This window comes from Pseudomonas marginalis (assembly GCF_024169655.1).
Taxonomy (GTDB): domain Bacteria; phylum Pseudomonadota; class Gammaproteobacteria; order Pseudomonadales; family Pseudomonadaceae; genus Aquipseudomonas; species Aquipseudomonas paraveronii.
The window spans coordinates 3,009,835-3,028,208 of the sequence record NZ_JALJWV010000001.1 but is presented as its reverse complement, the minus strand read 5'-3'; the positions used below and the strand labels follow the sequence as shown (position 1 = coordinate 3,028,208).

At 61.4% G+C, this 18,374-nt stretch carries 15 protein-coding genes; 1 reads left to right on the top strand and 14 read right to left on the bottom strand.

Annotated features, from left to right (window positions below):
* Window positions 1-25 precede the first annotated feature (25 nt).
* From J2Y83_RS13575 to arnC, 14 genes are all read right to left on the bottom strand, one after another.
* Complete coding sequence (locus tag J2Y83_RS13575) at window positions 26-1,177, bottom strand: acyl-CoA dehydrogenase family protein (RefSeq protein WP_253395930.1); 1,152 nt, start codon at window positions 1,175-1,177, stop codon at window positions 26-28.
* Between the two features lie 3 nt (window positions 1,178-1,180).
* Window positions 1,181-2,284 carry an enoyl-CoA hydratase/isomerase family protein gene (locus J2Y83_RS13570; RefSeq protein ID WP_253395927.1) on the bottom strand — a complete coding sequence of 368 codons (1,104 nt, stop codon included), beginning with the start codon at window positions 2,282-2,284 and terminating at the stop codon, window positions 1,181-1,183.
* Between the two features lie 135 nt (window positions 2,285-2,419).
* Window positions 2,420-3,265, bottom strand: coding sequence for an alpha/beta hydrolase (locus J2Y83_RS13565; RefSeq protein WP_253395925.1), 846 nt, complete (start codon window positions 3,263-3,265; stop codon window positions 2,420-2,422).
* The gene (locus J2Y83_RS13560) at window positions 3,262-4,881 is read right to left on the bottom strand and encodes a cytochrome P450 (RefSeq protein WP_253395923.1); all 1,620 of its coding nucleotides are present in this window, start codon (window positions 4,879-4,881) and stop codon (window positions 3,262-3,264) included. Before J2Y83_RS13560 ends, J2Y83_RS13565 begins: the two co-directional genes overlap by 4 nt.
* 2 nt (window positions 4,882-4,883) lie before the next feature.
* Window positions 4,884-6,401, bottom strand: coding sequence for an acyl-CoA dehydrogenase family protein (locus tag J2Y83_RS13555; protein ID WP_253395921.1), 1,518 nt, complete (start codon window positions 6,399-6,401; stop codon window positions 4,884-4,886).
* A 354-nt stretch (window positions 6,402-6,755) separates the two neighbouring features.
* Complete coding sequence (locus J2Y83_RS13550; RefSeq protein WP_253395919.1) at window positions 6,756-7,466, bottom strand: HPP family protein; 711 nt, start codon at window positions 7,464-7,466, stop codon at window positions 6,756-6,758.
* Between the two features lie 187 nt (window positions 7,467-7,653).
* Complete coding sequence (locus J2Y83_RS13545; protein WP_253400389.1) at window positions 7,654-9,252, bottom strand: ArnT family glycosyltransferase; 1,599 nt, start codon at window positions 9,250-9,252, stop codon at window positions 7,654-7,656.
* 30 nt (window positions 9,253-9,282) lie between these two features.
* Window positions 9,283-10,662, bottom strand: coding sequence for a UDP-glucose dehydrogenase family protein (locus J2Y83_RS13540; protein ID WP_247402738.1), 1,380 nt, complete (start codon window positions 10,660-10,662; stop codon window positions 9,283-9,285).
* The gene (gene arnF, locus J2Y83_RS13535; protein ID WP_253395917.1) at window positions 10,659-11,072 is read right to left on the bottom strand and encodes a 4-amino-4-deoxy-L-arabinose-phosphoundecaprenol flippase subunit ArnF; all 414 of its coding nucleotides are present in this window, start codon (window positions 11,070-11,072) and stop codon (window positions 10,659-10,661) included. The genes J2Y83_RS13540 and arnF overlap by 4 nt, the downstream gene beginning before the upstream one ends.
* Window positions 11,069-11,416: a 4-amino-4-deoxy-L-arabinose-phosphoundecaprenol flippase subunit ArnE gene (gene arnE / locus J2Y83_RS13530; protein WP_253395914.1), complete on the bottom strand. Its 348-nt coding sequence runs from the start codon at window positions 11,414-11,416 to the stop codon at window positions 11,069-11,071. Before arnE ends, arnF begins: the two co-directional genes overlap by 4 nt.
* Window positions 11,413-13,068: a lipid IV(A) 4-amino-4-deoxy-L-arabinosyltransferase gene (gene arnT / locus J2Y83_RS13525; protein ID WP_253395911.1), complete on the bottom strand. Its 1,656-nt coding sequence runs from the start codon at window positions 13,066-13,068 to the stop codon at window positions 11,413-11,415. Before arnT ends, arnE begins: the two co-directional genes overlap by 4 nt.
* On the bottom strand, window positions 13,065-13,949 hold the full coding sequence (gene arnD, locus J2Y83_RS13520) for a 4-deoxy-4-formamido-L-arabinose-phosphoundecaprenol deformylase (protein ID WP_253395909.1): 885 nt from the start codon (window positions 13,947-13,949) through the stop codon (window positions 13,065-13,067). Before arnD ends, arnT begins: the two co-directional genes overlap by 4 nt.
* A complete protein-coding gene (gene arnA / locus J2Y83_RS13515; RefSeq protein ID WP_253395907.1) occupies window positions 13,949-15,940 on the bottom strand; it encodes a bifunctional UDP-4-amino-4-deoxy-L-arabinose formyltransferase/UDP-glucuronic acid oxidase ArnA in 1,992 nt (663 codons plus the stop codon). Before arnA ends, arnD begins: the two co-directional genes overlap by 1 nt.
* Window positions 15,937-16,974, bottom strand: a complete 1,038-nt coding sequence (gene arnC / locus J2Y83_RS13510) for an undecaprenyl-phosphate 4-deoxy-4-formamido-L-arabinose transferase (protein ID WP_247402749.1) — start codon at window positions 16,972-16,974, stop codon at window positions 15,937-15,939. Before arnC ends, arnA begins: the two co-directional genes overlap by 4 nt.
* Before the next feature lie 512 nt (window positions 16,975-17,486).
* Here arnC and J2Y83_RS13505 point away from each other — a divergent pair.
* Entirely contained in the window at window positions 17,487-18,299 is an 813-nt protein-coding gene (locus tag J2Y83_RS13505; RefSeq protein WP_253395905.1) for a M949_RS01915 family surface polysaccharide biosynthesis protein, read from the top strand.
* The last annotated feature ends 75 nt before the right edge of the window (window positions 18,300-18,374 follow it).

Below are 18,374 nucleotides of genomic sequence, written 5' to 3'. Positions count from 1 at the left end.
CCACAGAAGGTTTGTGGTGTGTCAGTCAGAGTTGGTAGTTCTTCAGCTCCCGCGCAATCACCATCCGCTGAATCTCGCTGGTGCCTTCGTAGATCTGCGTGATCCGCGCATCGCGATAGTACCGCTCCACCGGATAATCCTCCAGATACCCATACCCGCCATGAATCTGCATCGCCGAGGAGCAGACCTTCTCGGCCATTTCCGAAGCGAACAGCTTGGCTTGGGACGCTTCCGACAGGCACGGCTTGCCCGCACTGCGCAGGCGTGCGGCGTGCAGGATCAGCAAGCGTGCAGCATTCAGCCGGGTTTGCATGTCGGCCAGCAGGTTGGCCACGCTCTGGTGCTCGATGATGGCCTTGTCGAACTGCACGCGGTCACGGGCATACGCCAGCGCCGCTTCAAACGCAGCACGGGCGATGCCCAGGGCTTGAGCGGCAATGCCGATGCGGCCGCCTTCCAGGTTGGACAGCGCAATCGCCAGGCCTTTGCCGCGCTCACCCAGCAGGTTGGCCTCAGGCACGCTGCACTGGTTGAGGGTAACGGCGCAGGTGTCCGAGGCGCGGATGCCCATCTTGTGTTCGGTACGATCAACCACGAACCCCGGCGTGTCCGTCGGCACCAGGAAGGCAGAAATGCCGCGCTTGCCCAGTTCCGGATCGGTCACCGCAAACACAATCGCCAACTTGGCGCGCTTGCCGTTGCTGACAAACTGCTTGGCGCCATTGATCACCCACTGGCCATCGCGCAGTTCGGCACGGGTGCGCAGGTTGTGGGCCTCAGAGCCGGCCTGGGGTTCGGTCAGGCAGAAGCAGCCGATGGCCTGGCCGCTGGCGAGTTCCGCCAGCCAGGTTTGTTTCTGCTCTGTTGTGCCGTAGTTGAGGATCGGCCCGCAACCCACTGAATTATGGATACTCATCAGCGCGCCCGTGGCACCGTCACCGGCGGAAATCTCCTCCACAGCCAAGGCATACGCCACGTAATCGACATAGGTACCGCCCCATTCTTCCGGTACCACCATGCCCAGCAATCCCAGCTCGCCCATCTTCGCCACCAGGGCGTCATCGATCCAGCCAGCTTTTTCCCAGGCCTGGGCGTGAGGGGCGATTTCGCCACGGGCAAAGTCACGCGCCATGTCGCGAATCATGATTTGTTCTTCTGTGTATTCAATATCTTGCATGGCTTATCTCGCAACCTGCGTGAAGTTGTGGAAGAAGCTTTCCACGTGGCTCGTGTCCAGCTCATAGAGCGTCGATGGGTTCCAGCGCGGGCTTTTGTCCTTGTCGATGATCAGCGCGCGGACGCCTTCAATCAGGTCGCCACGCTCGAACCACTGGCGGTCCAGGTGCAGTTCCAGGGCGAAACACCGCTCCAGCGGCAAACGGCGCCCGCGCCGCAGCATTTCCAGGGTCACGGCCATGGCCAGCGGCGAACGGGTTTGCATCAGGTTGGCCGTGGTCAAGGCCCATTCATGGCTGTTGGCGACGGTCACTTGCTGCAGTTGCTCGACAATGCTCGGCACGTCCGGCAAGGCAAAGAAATGGTCGATGGCGGGGCGCAAGGCGGCGAGCGGGGCATCGGGCAGTTGTTGCACGGCCAGCTTGGCCAGCACGCCTTGCAGGTCCTTTAGAGGGGAGTCTTGCCATTGCAGTTGATCGAGTTTCTGGTCGAGGTCGGCCAGTTTGGTGCTGTCCAGGTACCAGTCCGCCAGCCCGCAATACAACGCATCGGCCGCACGAATCTGCACGCCGGTGACGCCCAGGTAAATGCCCAGCTCGCCAGGAATGCGCGGCAGGAAATAACTGCCGCCCACGTCGGGGAAGTAACCGATCGCCACTTCCGGCATCGCCAGGCGGCTGCGTTCGGTGACCACACGCAGATCCGCGCCCTGTACCAGGCCCATGCCGCCGCCGAGGACGAAGCCGTCCATCAGGGCCAGTACCGGTTTGCGGTAATGGTGGATGGCCAGGTCGAGGGCGTATTCCTCGACGAAGAAATCCTCGTGCAGGCTGTCGCCGTTCTTGAAACTGTCGTAGAGCGAGCGAATATCGCCGCCCGCACAGAAGGCCTTTTCACCGGCACCGCGCAGGACCACGGCATATACCTGGGGATCATCTGCCCAGGCCTGTAGCTGTTGGGCCAGGCCGCGAACCATGTTCAGGTTGATGGCGTTCAAGCCGGCGGGGCGATTGAGGGTGAGGTGGCCAACATGGTTGCGGACGTCGGCCAGTACCTCTTCCTGAAGAATGTCGGCGTGGCTTGCCTCGGATGAAACCTGAGCAGTCATCTGTAACTCCCTGCTTTTATTGTTCTTTAAACAAGATGTTCGCGGACGAACCATCTCGCGATCGTACCAGTGCAAATTTGCCCAGTACAACCTTGAATCATGCAGGTCGTTTTTGCATTTATGCAGAACCGGCGGTCAGCCGGCGGGAAGGTGAAAATAGCCGGCCAGGGCCTCGCTACAGAGCAGTACGGCACGCCTGGCCGCAGGCTCAGAAGCGGGGTAGTTGATAAAGCCGTGGCGCATGCCCGGGTACTCTTTGTGCCGCACCGGCACTCCGGCTTTCTTTAGGCGCCGCGCAAATGCGCGCCCTTCATCCCGCAGCAGGTCGCAGCCAGCCGTGATGATCAAGGCCGCAGGCAAGCCTTGCAGGCAGGGATCGCGGGCTGGGGAAAGCCAGGGGTGCTGTCGCGGAATATCGGGGGGGACGTATTGGCTCAAATACCACTCCAACACTTCGGCCGTCAGCCCGAAGCCTGTGGCGAATTCATCTCGGGAGCGATTGCGCGCCAGGCAGTCGAGTACCGGGTACAGCAGCAACTGGAAACCGATGCGAGCCTCGCCGAGGTCCCTGGCCATTTGGCAGATCACCGCCGCAAGCCCGCCTCCCGAGCCACCGCCTGCCACGGCGATACGCTGAGTGTCCAATCCCAGGCCGGTCCCGTGGCGGGCAATCCAGAGCGTGGCGGCGTAGCAGCTTTTCACTGCGGCGGGGAAGCGTTGTTCCGGCGGCCTGGGGTAATCCACCGCGACCACCGCGCAGCCGGCCCACTCTGCAATCACCCGGCAAAAACTGTCGTGGGTATCGAGGTCGCCGGCGACCCAGCCACCGCCGTGGAAATACATCAGTACCGGTGCCGGCACAGGGCGGGCGGGGCGGTACAGCCTCACGGCCACAGGTAGCCCTTGTGTGGTTAGGGTCAGGTTGCTGACATCCATCACCACCGCATCACGCACCTCCTTGCGTGCTTGCTCGGGGCTCATCGCGGGGCCGCCTGCGCCTGGGCTTCGATTTCCACCAGGTAGTCCGGGGTGATCAGCGCCTTGACGCCTAACAACATGGTGGTCGGTTCGCAGCCCTCGAAAAACTCCTTATGCGCCTTGGCAATTTCCGGCCACCAGTTCACGTTGGTGGTGTACATGCGCGTGGCAATCACTCGGCGGCGGTCTGTGCCAAGCCGCTTAAGCGCCGCTTCGATGATTTCCAGGCAGCGACGGGTCTGTAGATAGACATTGTCGGTGGCATACGGCTTGCCATCCTCGTCGAAGGCTACCGTGCCACTGGTGACAATGGTTTCGCCCACGCGCAAGGCACGGCAGTAACCGCCGTTTTTTTCCCAGGGGGCAGCAGAAAAGCAGCGCTGGATCGGGTCGTCCCTGAAAATGGGTTCAAGTTCGACGTGGAGGGTTTTCAACCCACGAAACTGCAGGTTACTGGTACGCCACACGGGAGGCTTTTTCTCAAGCAAACGCAGCGTGGGGAACCGCTTGAGCAGGCGGGTGAACACAATCTCGGCCTCCAGCCGGAACAATGCCGGCCCCAAACAGAAATGCACGCCGCGACCAAAGGCCAAATGGTCATTTTTTGCACGTTGAATGTTGAAACGGTCTGGGTCGGTGAAGTGCTCCGGGTCCCGGTTGGCCGCGGCACGTATCAGGTACACCAGGTCGCCTTTGCGCAGGGTCTGGCCTCTGAGCTCGATATCTTGCGTCAATACGCGATGACTGAACTGCCCCGAGGGATCAATGCGCAGCATTTCTTCAACCGCCGGTTTTATCAACGACACATCGGCCGACAGCGCGTTCAACTGGGCAGGGTTGGTCAACAAGTACCACAGGCCGATACCCAGCATATCGGCGCTGGTGGTGTAGCCGGCCACCAGCACAAAGGCCACCTGGGCCAGCAGGTCGTCTTTGCTCGTGTCGGGGCCGGCGGCGGCGATGACACGGCTGACCAAGTCGTCACGCGGAGCCTGCCGACGTCGATCAATCAAGTCGCCGAAGTAGGTGTACATGTCCTCCAGGCCCTTCGCTGCGGCGCCAGGCGTATTGGCCGGATCAAGGTTGCCCACCAGAAACATCAGGATCACATCGGTCCAGCGCCGCAGTTTAAGCGCGTCTTTCTTGGGGATGCCGTAGAGCATGGCCAGCACTCTGGCCGGCACCTGGTTGAATAGGCGGCTCATCAGTTCGGGGGTGGGGCCCAATGTCGACAGGATTTCATCGGTAACCGCCTGAATGTCGGCCCGCAGCGCTTCAATCGAGCGCGGCGTGAACGCGCGACCCAGCAGATGGCGGCTGACCTCGTGGGCTTTGCCATCCTGGGCGTACATCCAGCGGGAGGCTTTTTCAATAAAGGGCTCGTACATCGCACGTTTGTCGGGCGGCAGTTGCGCGTTTACCAGTTGGCGTATCCGGTCCGAGGAGTAGCGCGTGGCGTCGCTTTGCGCCGTGAAGACATCGTCGTAGCGGGTAAGCATCCATGCTTTGTGTTGGGGGCTCCAATACACAGGATGATGCTCGCGTAGAAATGCGTAGGCCGGATAAGGGTCACGAACGGTATCGGGGTTGCAGAAGTCAGGTTTGACGTGAGGGTTCATGGTTATGTGTCCTCATACAATGCGCGGGTGAATTGCTGGATGTAGTCAGCTTTCGCGATAGGCGCGTTGATCAGCTCGTCAGGCGGTTTCAGCCATGCAGCCAGCGATGAGATGCGCGCAACGCTGGCGCACGGTTCTGCATCGTGAGCGAGCCCCCAACGGTGCAAGTAGGGAACAAACACCCCGATCAGGTCGCGCTGCATGCCCGCTTCGAGCGGTTGGCCTTCGAGCGCCTGAATGACCAGATCGAGTGCGCGGGCGTATGTCAGGCCCACCGCTTGCGAATGGGAAAAATCACCGGCGTGTCGGCACTGCCGGACGATGCTCTGCTCGATTGTCTGGCCGGGGTTGCATGGCTCAACGTGGTCAAATCGCGGACGGGACAGCGCATCCTTGATCACTTGGTAGGCCATCACGCTGTTGTCGCCAGCGAACGTGGGGCTTATCTCGAAGTCCATGCGCAGGGTGACGATCTGGTTGTAGTGGTGAAACCCCTGGGAACCACACAATTCGCGGCACTGGGCGATCACGTCAAGACCCGTCCAGGTGCCGACGCATTTGCTTAGTGCCGCGAGAATATGCAGGTCCTTGCGCCGGTCGGCCTGGGTCCATTGCGCTTCGAAGCGCTCAAGGATGGCCTGTTCGACGAACTTGAGGGCCAATGCCTTGAGCTGGACGTTGTACAGTCGCTGGCGAAACAGCGGGTTGCCCAGCAGCGGGCCGGTCTGTAGCAGGCGGTGGCGGGCAAATTGATAGGTCAGGTGCGCGCTTAGCCCTGCGCCAACGCGAGAGGCGGCCATCAACAGCAGGCGCTCCTGGAGAAACGTCTCCAGTGCGTTGATAAAGCGCTCACTTTTGGGCAAGTCGCTGAGGAACTGCCCACGCCGGGTAAACCTGGCGTGGCGCTGCAACAAGGCATCGGTGCCCAGCTGCATTTGGCAAAAGCGTAAACCGCCGACCTGATTGGCGTGAATGCCGCCCTTGGGGTCGCAGGCCATGACCTTGACACCCGGTCGCAACGGGCCGTTCTCCCGGTCGCGAATCACCACGCGAAACCAGTGGTGACCCTGGTCTTCGCCGTTCACCTGCAATCGCGCGAGCACCATCGCCACTTGGGCGGCGTGCAAGCTGTTGCCGATCCAGTACTTGCAGGCATCGGCGCACGGTGAGTCGAGCACCAGGCAGTGCTGGCCGGCGTCATAGGTGACGGTGGTCTTGAGGTTGCGCACGTCGGTGCCGCTGGCGATTTCGGTGCAGCCAAAGGCATACACCGCGCGCATCTGAATGATCTCATCGCGGTAGCGCGCCACTTGCTCCGGGCTGCCCTGGGTCAATAAGGCATTGGCGGCGATCATGTGGTCGACTAACGAGGAATACAGTGCGTAATCGTAGGCGCCGATCAAGCCGATCCGTTCGCACAGCGCTCTGAAATGCGATTCGCGCGGTTGGCCGAGCCACATGTCATTGTTGATCACTCCAGCGTTGGAAATGGCATGCATGCGCTCGATCGTCAGGTCCATGTAGGCCCTGAGGGGGAGGTGATGGCGCTGTCGAGCATCAAATAGCCGGTCGCGCAGCAACCTCTGCAAACGGTCGTCCATGGCGGACCCTCACCCGGTTTGAACGGAACATTCAAAGCACTTGAGCAGGAGGGCCAGCGTGCAGAACTACGATGAGAGCGACAGAGGGGCAACCCTTTGCGTGCATCGCCGCTCAGTGAGCACCAATCTTTAGCCAGACTATCCAATGTCTTCGCTACTGGTTTACGGCAATCCAGACGTCAGGGGAAAAGCAGACAACCACAAGTGGTTTGTACAACTTTAGCTGCCACCCACCTCGGCGCAAGGAGCGTGATGTGCCACTCGTCGTTTCCGCTATTCGACGCGACTTGCCAGCACTTGCCCGATACTTCGGCGACGGGCATGACTCTCGGCGGCGTGGATCAACTGTTCCAGCTCTGTGGGCTCGATATCGTAGAACTGCTCCATGTCGGCCAACGCCAGCTTCAGGTCCGCCGCGGTGATTGCTGGGTCTCTTGCTGCCTGCGCCTTGCTCACGAAGGTGTTCGGTGCCTCGGTCGCGCCCTTGGGATAGCGCGTGCGGGTGGCATTGTTATAGGCCAGAGCACAGGTCACCAACGCTCCCGCGCCGAGCATCACCGCGGGCAGTTCCTGCCAGCCGAGAGCCGTCGAGGCCGGATCGGCCAGTACCAGCGTCATCGCCAGACCTCCCGCCGGCGGGTGCAGGCAGCGCAGCCAGCAGATCAGGACCACGGTCATGCCCGCCGCCAGGCAGGCGCTGCCCAGGGTGCGCCCCAGGACCCGTGCGACGAGCAGCGCGACTACGCCGGCACACAGGTAGCTGCCAATGATCGACCACGGCTGGGCCAGCGCGCCGGATGAAACGGCAAACAGCAACACTGCCGACGCGCCCAGAGGGCCGAGCAGGTGCAGGGCGACCTCCATGCCAAACACTTGGGCGCAGACCCACACGCTGAGCAGGGTGCCCAGGGCCATGCCGATCGCGGCGCGGCTCCATTCGGCAGGGCGGGTATTGATGGCGGCGGGTAACCAGCGAGCGAGCATTCACAATTTCCATAAAAAGCGGGCAAAAAAAGGCTTGTCTGGTTTCCCGGACAAGCCCTTGAACGTTCCTGCATTTGGGGGAGGAACCCGCGTAGTGTGCCGACCGCGATGCAAGGTCGCCAATGCATATTAATGCAGGTTAAATACAAAAATAATGGACTCAACTGGCCGGCCGCCGCCGGCGCGGTCAAGGTTGAAGGGTTTTGTCCAAGTGCAGCAGCACGTAGGGATTCTTGTCGAACGTGCCAGTGAGCGTCGGAGTGATTGCGCGCAATCGCGGGTCCTGCAACCCTTCAAAGTCATCTTGGCTCATCACCAGCCACGCTGGGCCTTGCAATGTTGCCAGGTCGGCGGGCTGCTGGGTGAACACCGGCACCCGGTCGTAATCGAGGTTGACCATGAACTTGATGGCTTTGGCATCCTTACCCAGCGCATGCAGCACGATGGGCGCCGGTTGCTGGCGGACCTGCGCCTGGACTTGCAGGCTGAAGGCGCGAGTGTCATAGAGGCTGCGCTCCACTGGCTCGACCACCACAATATACGCCGTCCACACCGCCAGCACGGCGGTCAGCGCCGGTACCAGCGTGCGCAGGCGTGCCTGGAACACCGCCACCAGCGCCAGCACTTGAAGCGCGCCCAGCACACCCAGCACCCAGCCGATGTGCGCCATCTGCTCCGGGTAACGCCGGCGCGCCAGCCATAGCCCGACGATCAGCAGCGCGGGCAACACGGTCCACAGGCTCAGCATCAAACCGCGCAGCCAGCCATACAACCGGCCGTGGGCGACTTGAAACGGATACGCCGCAATAATGGCCGCCATCGGCAACATTGGCAGCACATAACGCGCTTTCTTTGCCTGGGGGATCGACAAGCCGAGCATCACCAACAAGCCCGCCGCTGCGCAGTACAGCACCAACTGCAACGCCGGATCAGGTGCGCGTCGCCCGCCAATCGCGATCACCAGCAGCACCAGCAGCGCCAGCGGGTAAGCCAGCGCGTAATTGCCCAGGGAACTGGTGAAGTAATACAGCGCACCGCTGGAGCCTTCGCTGCCATCCATACGCCCGAGGAACTGCATGCGGATCACGTCCTGCATGAACGCTGCGCCGCCACTGAGCTTGGCCAGCAGCAACAGCAGGCCGACGCACGCCCCCAGCAGTGCCAGGGCCAACAGGCCGAAGCTGAACAGTTGGCGCCATTGGCGGTTGAGCAGGAAGTAGCTGCACAGCACGCCCGTGGGGATCACCAGGCCAATCGGCCCGCGAATCGCAAAGCCCACGATCAACAGCAGGTACACCCAGTGCAGGCGCTTGGCGGCGCCGAAGTGATCATGCGCATAACCCAGGTAGAACACCGCCAGGGCCACGGCGGCGAGCATTTGGTCGAGGGACACGGCGCGGGTTTCGCTGATAAACGTGCTGCTGAGCAACAGCAGCGCAACACTCAGCAGGCCCCAGCGCTGGGAGTAGGGCGCCGTCAGGCGGTACACCAGCATGACGATCAGCGCCGAAGCGAGAGACGTCGGCAACCAGGCCGTAAAACTGTTGACCTCGCCCAGGGGCAAGGACAGCAGCCACGTCATCAGCGTCGAGGTTGCCAGGTAATCGGCATAAGGTTGCCCGTAGGTCGTGGGGAAAAAGCTCGGCCCATGGCGCAACATCTCCTGGGCAAAGACCACGAAGCGCGAGTCGAAACCGATGATTGCCTGGTGCCAGTTGCCAGCAATGAATAACAGCAACGCCAGCAGCGCCAGCCCCAACGACTGGCGCCGGATCGCTGCGTTCATCAATTGGGGCAGTTGGTCTTTGTTCACCGGTCAGGCTTCCACAACGTGCGGCACCCACTGTTGTTGGGGAATCGGCAACTGGCAGGAGTCGCCCCGGCCCATCGGGAAATACTGGAAGCCTTTGCGCGCCAGGCGCTCGCCGTCATACAGGTTGCGACCGTCGAAGATCACCGGGGTGTTCAGGCGTTGGTGGATCAGGTCGAAATCCGGTGCCTTGAACTGCTGCCATTCCGTGCAGACGATCAACGCATCGGCGCCGCTCAGGGTGGATTCCGGAGTCCCCATCAACATCAGCCGTGGGGCGTCACCGTAAATCCGCTGGGTTTCCTGCATGGCTTCCGGGTCAAATGCGCGCACGGTGGCGCCGGCAGCCCACAGCGCTTCCATCAGCACGCGGCTCGGGGCATCGCGCATGTCGTCGGTGTTAGGTTTGAAGGCCAGGCCCCACAGGGCGAAGGTCTTACCGCGCAGGTTGCCCTTGAAGAAGGCGTTGATGCGTTCATACAGCTTGCTCTTCTGGCGCTGGTTGATCGCTTCGACGGCTTCGAGCAGGTCGCTCGAGCAATGGGCCTGCTTGGCGCTGTGGATCAGGGCGCGCATGTCCTTGGGGAAGCACGAGCCGCCGTAGCCGCAGCCTGGGTAGATGAAGTGATAGCCGATGCGCGAGTCGGCGCCGATCCCCAGGCGCACCGCTTCGATGTCCGCCCCCAGGTGTTCGGCCAGCTCGGCGATCTGGTTGATAAAGCTGATCTTGGTGGCCAGCATGCAGTTGGCGGCGTACTTGGTCAGTTCGGCGCTGCGCAGGTCCATAAAGATGATGCGATCGTGGTTGCGGTTGAAGGGCGCGTACAGGTCGCGCATGACCTCACGCACTTCTTCACGCTCGCAGCCGATGATGATGCGGTCCGGGCGGCGGCAGTCGGCAACCGCCGAGCCTTCCTTGAGGAATTCCGGGTTGGAGACGATATCGAACTCCAAGTGCCGGCCGGCCAGATGCAGGGCCTTTTCGATATGGGCTCGCAAGGTGTCGCCGGTGCCGACGGGGACGGTGGATTTTTCCACCAGGATCACCGGCTCGATCCGATGGCGGGCGACCGCATCGCCTACCGACAGCACGTATTTCAAGTCGGCCGAACCGTCTTCATCCGACGGCGTACCCACCGCGATAAACAGCACCTCGCCATGTTCGACGGCGAGCTTTTCATCAAAGGTGAAGCTCAGCCGTCCGCTTTCCAGGTTCTCCTTGACCATCGCCGCCAACCCTGGCTCGAAAATGCTCACATGGCCCTGCTGCAGCAGCCGGACCTTGTTTTGATCAACGTCCATGCAGATGACATCGTGACCGACTTCGGCTAATACGGTGGCCTGTACCAGACCGACGTAACCACTACCAAATACACTGATTTTCATGGGGCATTCCTAGGGCTTGCTGCGCTAGCACGACGAGAGTTAATAACCAGTACACCGAGGATGACCAAGGCCACCCCCAGGGTTTTTGAAAGCGAAAAATGTTCGTTGAACACCGGCAGGCTGGCGGCCAACAGGTAGACCAGCGCGTAGCTGATACTGAGCAGCGAATAGGCGCGGCCCAGGGGCAAATCCTTGAGCGCACAGAGCCAGCACAGCATCGACAGCGCATAAGCGAGGATCGCCAGGCTCACCACGCCGAGGGCGCCCAGATCGATGGCGTTGCTGCTGAACGCGCCGAGCCATTCGTCAGGCAGGGGCAGGCGCGTCATGCTCCAGCGCATCCCCAACTGGGCGGCGCTGACCAGGCCGACACTGCCCAGGGCGAAGGCAAACCCGCGTCCCCGGCTCATACTTGGCGCCCCAGCAGCACGACGCCGGCAATCACCAGCACCACGCCCAGCCAATGCCGAGTGTCGATGTGTTCCTTGAATACGAAGCGCGCCATTAGCGTGACCAATACGAAATTGAGGCTGAGCATGGGGTAGGCAATCCCGACTTCGAGGCGCTGCAGCACCAGCAGCCAGACCAGCAGGCCACAACCCAGGCACAGCAGCGCTGCCCATAACCAGGGTGAGCGCAGTTTCAGCGCCCAACCGTCAGGCTGTTCGCGCCAGCTTTCCACGGCAAACTTCTGCGCGACCTGGCCCATGCAGGTGAGCAGGCAGGCGGCTAACAACAAGAACAGGGTGATCATGGCGCTGCCTGCGGGAAAATCAGAATCATGAGATTGCCTTGCTCATAGCGCTTGCCGTCCTGGGGCAGCAGGTTCACTTCGGCGATCTCGTCGTCACCTTTGACGCGCATCACCACCCCCACCGCGCCTTTTTGGCGGGCTTGGCTCATCCATTGCTGGACCTGGGTCATGTCGACCTTACGCTGGGCGGCGTCCGGGTAGGCGAGGCCGTATTTCACTTCGCCAGCGGTGTTATAGAGGGTGACGTCAGCACGTTGCAGGCGCCATGCCAGGGCCGATGCCGCGCCCAGGTCATTGCTGAGCAGCGCGGACGTCGGCTGCAGGTCCGGCAGGTGGTCAATGATGAATTGATCCGGGGTCTTGTTGTACACCACCGAATGGGGCAGCGAGGCCGGCGCCAACGCCACCAGCAACCAACTGCCCAGCGCCGGCGCGGCCCACAATTTCAATGGGCGTGCAGCCTGCAGCAGGTTGACGATGATCCAGCCGAACAGGCAGGCGAACACCAGCACCAGGCCGAGAGTTTCCTGGCCGTGCTCGTACAGCGGTTTTTTCAGTTGGAACCACGTCAGCGCGAGCAAAGCCACAACCCCGAGGATCAGGTTCAGCCAGCCGTTGATGCGCAATGTGCGGCCTTGGGCCTGGGCCAGCTTGTCGGTCAGCGCGTTACCCATGAGCAACGCCAGCGGCAGCAGGCACGGCATGATGTAGGACGGCAGCTTGCCCTTGGCCAGGCTGAACAGTGCCAGGGGCATCAGCAGCCACAGCAGCAGGAAGGCGATGTTTGGCGTGCGCTTGTGCTGCCACGCTTGCTTGACGGTGGACGGCAACAGCGCCACCCACGGCAGGGTGAATGCGACCAGCAGCGGCAGGTAGTACCAGAGTGGCTCGGCGTGTTGCGCATCTTCGCCGGCAAAGCGCTGGATATGCTCGTGCCAGAAGAAGAAGTTCCAGTAATCCGGCTCCTGGCTATGCACCGCAAGTGCCCAGGGCAAGCTGATGGCAATCGCCACGGCGACGGCAATCAGTCCATAACCCAGCAGGTCGCGCAGGCGCTTCTGCCAGATCGCGTAGGGCAGGGCGATCAGCACCGGCAGCAGCCACGCGAGGAAGCCTTTGGTCATGAAGCCCATGGCACAGGCAACCCCGAGCAACGCCCAGGACCCGACGCGAGCGCTGCGCGTGCGGCTGTCGAAGCAAAACCACAGCGCCACGCCGGTCAGGTTGACCCAGAAGGTGAACTGCGGGTCCAGGTTGGCATAACCGCCCAGCGCCGCGACGCTGACAAAGCTCATGTACAGCAGCGTGCTGACCAGGCTCTTGTGCGGGTCATTCCACAACCGGCGCGACACCAGGTACACCAGCAGCACGCTGAGCCCGGTACTCAAGGCCGACACAAACCGCACGCCGAACAGGTTTTGCCCGAAGATCGCCTGGCCCAGCGCGATCATCCAGTAACCGGCAGCCGGTTTTTCGAAATAGCGAATGCCCATAAAGTGCGGCGACGCCCATTTGCCGGTCAGCAGCATTTCCTGGCTGATCTGTGCATAGCGGGTTTCATCCGGAATCCACAGGCCATGGGTGGCCAGGGGTAACAGATAAAATGCGCCGAATGCCAACAGCAGCAGGGGCAGCGCCCAACGGCGGATCATGCCTGCTGCACTCCGAGCCAACCCTCACGGCCGCTCAGGGCGCCGCGCACCAGTTGTTGCTGGGGCAGGGTTGAGACGTCCGCCGGCAACAAGTCGCCCAGCGGTTTGAAATGGATGCCGCGCTGCCCTGCCTGGGCCAGCAACTGGCGAAAATCATTGGCCATCAGAATCCCTTCTACTTCTGCGTGGATCGTGTACACGTTCAGCTTTGACTGTGCAAAGCGGTCGAGGATGAACCCGTTGAAATCCTTGGCAGCCACCACCGGCCCGACGACTTCGTCGAAGGTCGGCAGGTCTACCGGAATCTGTGGGGTGCCTGCGCTGCCATCGGCCAGGGTCGGACGAAACAGACTGGTGCCCCGGCAATCGCTGTTGTAGCGAAAGTTGAAGCCTTGCTTGGCTTGCACCACGCGTTCATCGGCGCGCCAACCGGCGGCCGCTGAACAGTCGATACGTTCACCGAGGATGTCGCTCAAGGTGTCCACACCGCGTCGAATCTGCTCGATCAACTGTGCGTCGCTCCAACGCCCGGCGTTGGCCTGCCAACCATGGTGATCCCAGGCGTGCAGGCCGACTTCATGCCCGGCGGCCTTGGCCTGGCGCATCAAGTGCCCCAGGTCACGGCCGATCGGCTTGCCCGGCCAGGCGGTGCCGGCCAGCAAGATATCCCAGCCATACAGGCCGACAGCGTTGGAACGCAGCATCTTCCACAGAAATTGCGGGCGGATCAGGCGCCACAAGTGGCGCCCCATATTGTCCGGCCCGACACTGAAGAAAAACGTCGCTTTCACCCCGGCTTCATCCAGGGATTCGAGCAACCGTGGCACGCCTTCGCGAGTGCCACGGTAAGTGTCGACGTCGATGCGAAGACCTGCGTGCATCAGCGCTTGTCCGCGATTTCGAGCATGGCTTCACGCAGGAAGAAGTCCAAGGTGTTACCGATGGTTTCGCTCATCTCCACGGTGGGTTCCCAGTTCAGCAGGCGCTTGGCGTTTTCGATGCTTGGTTTGCGGTGGGCCACGTCCTGGTAACCGGTGCCGTAGAATGCCTTGCTTTCGACATCGCGGAAACCGGCGAACGGCGGGAAGTTGCTGCGCAGTGGGTGAGCTTCGAACTGACGCAGCAGTTCTTCGCCCAACTGGCGGATGCTCGCTTCGTTTTCCGGGTTACCGATGTTGATGATCTGACCGTTGCACGCATCGTTGTCGTTATCAATGATGCGCGCCAGGGCTTCGATGCCGTCGGCAATGTCGGTGAAGCAGCGTTTCTGCTCGCCACCGTCGAACAGGCGGATCGGCGTACCTTCCACCAGGTTCAGGATCAACTGGGTGATCGCACGGGAGCTGCCGATACGGGCCGAGTCCAGGCGGTCCAGGCGTGGGCCCATCCAGTTGAATGGACGGAACAGGGTGAACTTCAGGCCCTTGGCGCCGTAGGCCCAGATCACGCGGTCCAGCAGTTGCTTGGAGACCGAGTAGATCCAGCGTTGCTTGTTGACCGGGCCGACCACCAGGTTGGAGGTGTCTTCATCGAAGTACTGGTCCTGGCACATGCCATAGACTTCGGACGTCGACGGGAAAATCACGCGCTTGTTGTACTTGACGCAGTAGCGCACCAGCTTGAGGTTCTCTTCGAAGTCCAGCTCGAACACACGCAGCGGGTTGCGGGTGTATTCGATCGGCGTGGCGATGGCCACCAGCGGCAGGACCACGTCGCATTTCTTGATGTGGTACTCGATCCACTCGGTGTGGATGCTGATATCGCCTTCCACGTAATGGAAGTTCGGGTGGCTGCGCAGGCGCTCGATGGCGTCGGAGCCGATGTCCAGGCCGTAGACTTCGTAACGGTCGTCACGCAGCAGACGCTCGGACAGGTGGTTACCGATAAAGCCGTTCACGCCCAGGATCAGCACGCGGGTGCGACGTGGCTTGCGGCCAGACTCGGCGCCGCGCAGGACCGAACCGTCCACCAGGCCCAATTCGTTGGCCAGGGACGGACCGGCCAGGTACAGGCCGTTGTCGTTGCGCTGGCCGAACTTGATCACCAGCGAGTCTTCAGCGCACGCGATGCGCAGCGGGTTGACGCTGATCACACGGCCAGGCGCCAGGCCTTCGTTGCCCTGGACCACTTCGGCTTGCCACACGATCAGCTTGTGCTCGCCCACGGCGCAGAAAGCGCCCGGGTACGGTTGAGTCACGGCGCGCACCAGGTTGAACAGCTCTTCAGCCGGTTTTTGCCACTCCAACTTGCCATCCGCTGGGGTGCGGCGGCCGAAATAAGTGGCCTGGCTTTCGTCCTGGGCGGTTTCGGTCAGTTTGCCTGCGGCCAGTTGCGGCAAGGCATCGCGCAGCAGGCTGCTGGCGGCGTCACGCAGTTTGGCGTGCAGGGTCAGGCCGGTGTCGGAGCGCTCGATCACGACTTTCTGCTGGGCCAGGATCGCGCCGGCATCGGCACGCTTGACCATGCGGTGCAGGGTCACGCCGGTTTCGGTTTCGCCTTTGACCAGGACCCAGTTGGCCGGTGCGCGGCCACGGTATTTCGGCAGCAGCGAGCCGTGCAGGTTGAACGCGCCTTTGCGGGCGGTGGCCAGCAGGGGTTCGCTCAGCAGGTTGCGGTAGTAGAAGGAGAAGATGAAGTCCGGGTTGAGCTTGGCGATGCGCTCGATCCACAGCGGGTGGTTGGCGTCCTCCGGTGCATGCACCGGGATGCCTTTGCGGGCGCACAGTTGCGCGACGGAACCGTAGAAATTGTTTTCCTTGGGGTCATCGGCATGGGTGAACACGGCAGCAATGTCGTAACCGGCATTCAGCAGGGCTTCAATGCCAGCACAGCCAATATCGTGGTAAGCGAAGACAACAGCTTTTGAATTCATGACGAAACCTGATCGGAAGGGGAAGTAGTGGTGGTATGGGAGGACGCCAGGCCGTCAAGGACGACCACGGGTGCCGGTGCTGCCGGTTGGTTGCGCAGCACTTTTTCAATAAAGAACCGTGGGCGGGCGCGCACATCGCTGTACATGCGGCCCAGGTACTCACCCAAGAGGCCCATGCCGATGAACTGGCCGCCGGTGAACACGAACAGCACTGCGAACAGCACGAACATGCCATCGCCGGCCCATTGGGCGCCAAAGGCCAGGCGCAGGACGATCAGCGCAAAGGCGAACAAAACGCCCAGGCCCGCCAGGCTGAAGCCGACGATGGACAGCAGGCGCAGCGGGGTGGTGGTCATGCAGGTCAGCAGGTCGAACATCAGGCTGATCAGGCGCATGGCGCTGTATTTGGATTCGCCGTGTTCGCGCTCGGCATGGTGTACGAGAATTTCCGTGGTGTGACGGGCAAAGCCGTTGGCCAGGATCGGGATAAACGTGCTGCGTTCGCGGCAGGCGAGCATGGCGTCGACGATGGTGCGGCGGTACGCGCGCAGCATGCAGCCGTAGTCAGTCATGGCGACGCCGGTCGAGCGCTGCACGGCCAGGTTGATCAGGCGCGACGGCCAGCGGCGAAAGGCCGAGTCCTGGCGGTTGTTGCGCACGGTGGCAACCACGTCGTAGCCCAGGGCGGCTTGTTCTACCAGGCGCGGGATTTCTTCCGGCGGGTTCTGCAGGTCGGCGTCGAGCGTAATCACCACGTCGCCCCGACACTGCTCGAAACCGGCCATGATCGCCGCATGCTGACCGTAGTTGCGGTTGAGGATCACCGCGACCACGTTGCTGCCGTCTTCGGCGGCAGCGTCTTCGAGCAATTGGGCGGATTTGTCGCGGCTACCGTCATCCACCAGGATGATTTCGTATTCGTAGGCCAGTTGCTTGCAGGCTGCCGTCGTGCGACGCAGCAATTCAGGCAGGCTTTCTTGTTCGTTGTAGACCGGGATAACGATCGACACACAATGAATAGGGTAGGGTTTCAAAGATTCATGACCTCGGGGTTTGAGCAACTTGGAGCGTAGAGACAACAATCACGGGCCGAAAAGGCAGGTGCTTGGTTAAACCTGGAGTGGAATTGGGGTATTCATCCGACCATCCTGATGGGCTATTGAAGTCTTCCATGTGCATCAGGGAGTAAAGACCATAATTCACAAAGATCAAGCGGAATCAATAAGTTAGTCGGCACAACGCGGTTCGTTCTCAAGTCCTGCGACCAAGATTAAGCGTAAAAATGTTTAACGAATATGAAAGCCAGATGAAAAACTCGTTTATTTGACAGGTAGACAGCTAGGGTTCAGCTAAACAACTAAGGCTCTGAAGGCGTTGTTTATTTAGCGTAATAGGAACGTTTTGCATGGCGCTGGGCGCAACTGGGTGGACGTGGATCGGCGCTGCGCGTCACGGCACGCTCTGCCGCTTGTGTTTATTGAAGAATCTTCTCTGCATTGCCCCTCAAGTGCCGGTAAAGTAAGCCATCTCTTGCCAGGGTACTCGGATGAATAGCGTGCAGCGTTTAGGCGGCCAATGGCGGCCCGTGTTGATGGGATTGTTGATGAACGCAGCCTGCGTCACCACCGTATGCGCGGATGAGGGCGTGGCGCTGACCACGCTCGCTCAAGTGCCAGAGGGGGTTGAAGTGCAAGGCAAGCAGGTCGCCGCCTATACCTGGGACGACCGCCAGGGCAAGAACCTGCTGGTGCTGGCCGAGCAAATCAACCAACGCGAGGATGACGGCACCCAGTCGGCGCTTGTCTACGCGGCCCAGTACTTGCTCGACGGTGACCGCCCCAAACGCATATGGATGCTCTACGACGACGTGCAGCGCTGCGAATTCGATGCCGCGCTGCGCTTTGACATGGCGGCGACCAAGGTCACCGACCTTTCCGGCGACGGCATCACCCAGGCCACCGTGGGTTACACGCGCAGCTGCACCAGTGATGTCAGCCCCAATGAATTCAAGCTGATCATGCATGTCGGCAAGTCGCAGAAGTACCGCCTGCGTGGCGTCGACCGGGTCGGCGCGGCCTGGTGGGACGAAGAAGCCGGGGCATTGCGTGGCATGCCATTGCCCAAGGATTGCAGCGTCGCCGGGCAACAGGCGCTGGTCAGCCAGTACAAGGAGCAGGGCACTGAATTGCCTTTGCCGGGTTGCTACAGCGACGAGAAGGATTTTGCCAAGGCACCGCAGGCCTACCTGACATTCATGCGTCAGCACTGGTTCGCGCTGATGCAGAAACAGGATGCTGAATGGAGTCAGGCGCAGACCCCGCCCCAGGAATCGAGCGGGGATGAAGACACCGCCCCGTGACTGGGTACCAGGGCCGATGGTGCGTTAGACTCGGCCCTCGCCAATTCAATGAATATCTCGAATAAACAAAGACTT

Coding starts and splice junctions, on each gene's coding strand:
- J2Y83_RS13575 (WP_253395930.1), bottom strand. CDS start 1,177: ATGCAAGATATTGAATACACAGAAGAACAAATCATGATTCGCGACATG.
- J2Y83_RS13570 (WP_253395927.1), bottom strand. CDS start 2,284: ATGACTGCTCAGGTTTCATCCGAGGCAAGCCACGCCGACATTCTTCAG.
- J2Y83_RS13565 (WP_253395925.1), bottom strand. CDS start 3,265: ATGAGCCCCGAGCAAGCACGCAAGGAGGTGCGTGATGCGGTGGTGATG.
- J2Y83_RS13560 (WP_253395923.1), bottom strand. CDS start 4,881: ATGAACCCTCACGTCAAACCTGACTTCTGCAACCCCGATACCGTTCGT.
- J2Y83_RS13555 (WP_253395921.1), bottom strand. CDS start 6,401: ATGGACCTGACGATCGAGCGCATGCATGCCATTTCCAACGCTGGAGTG.
- J2Y83_RS13550 (WP_253395919.1), bottom strand. CDS start 7,466: ATGCTCGCTCGCTGGTTACCCGCCGCCATCAATACCCGCCCTGCCGAA.
- J2Y83_RS13545 (WP_253400389.1), bottom strand. CDS start 9,252: ATGAACGCAGCGATCCGGCGCCAGTCGTTGGGGCTGGCGCTGCTGGCG.
- J2Y83_RS13540 (WP_247402738.1), bottom strand. CDS start 10,662: ATGAAAATCAGTGTATTTGGTAGTGGTTACGTCGGTCTGGTACAGGCC.
- arnF (WP_253395917.1), bottom strand. CDS start 11,072: ATGAGCCGGGGACGCGGGTTTGCCTTCGCCCTGGGCAGTGTCGGCCTG.
- arnE (WP_253395914.1), bottom strand. CDS start 11,416: ATGATCACCCTGTTCTTGTTGTTAGCCGCCTGCCTGCTCACCTGCATG.
- arnT (WP_253395911.1), bottom strand. CDS start 13,068: ATGATCCGCCGTTGGGCGCTGCCCCTGCTGCTGTTGGCATTCGGCGCA.
- arnD (WP_253395909.1), bottom strand. CDS start 13,949: ATGCACGCAGGTCTTCGCATCGACGTCGACACTTACCGTGGCACTCGC.
- arnA (WP_253395907.1), bottom strand. CDS start 15,940: ATGAATTCAAAAGCTGTTGTCTTCGCTTACCACGATATTGGCTGTGCT.
- J2Y83_RS13505 (WP_253395905.1), top strand. CDS start 17,487: ATGAATAGCGTGCAGCGTTTAGGCGGCCAATGGCGGCCCGTGTTGATG.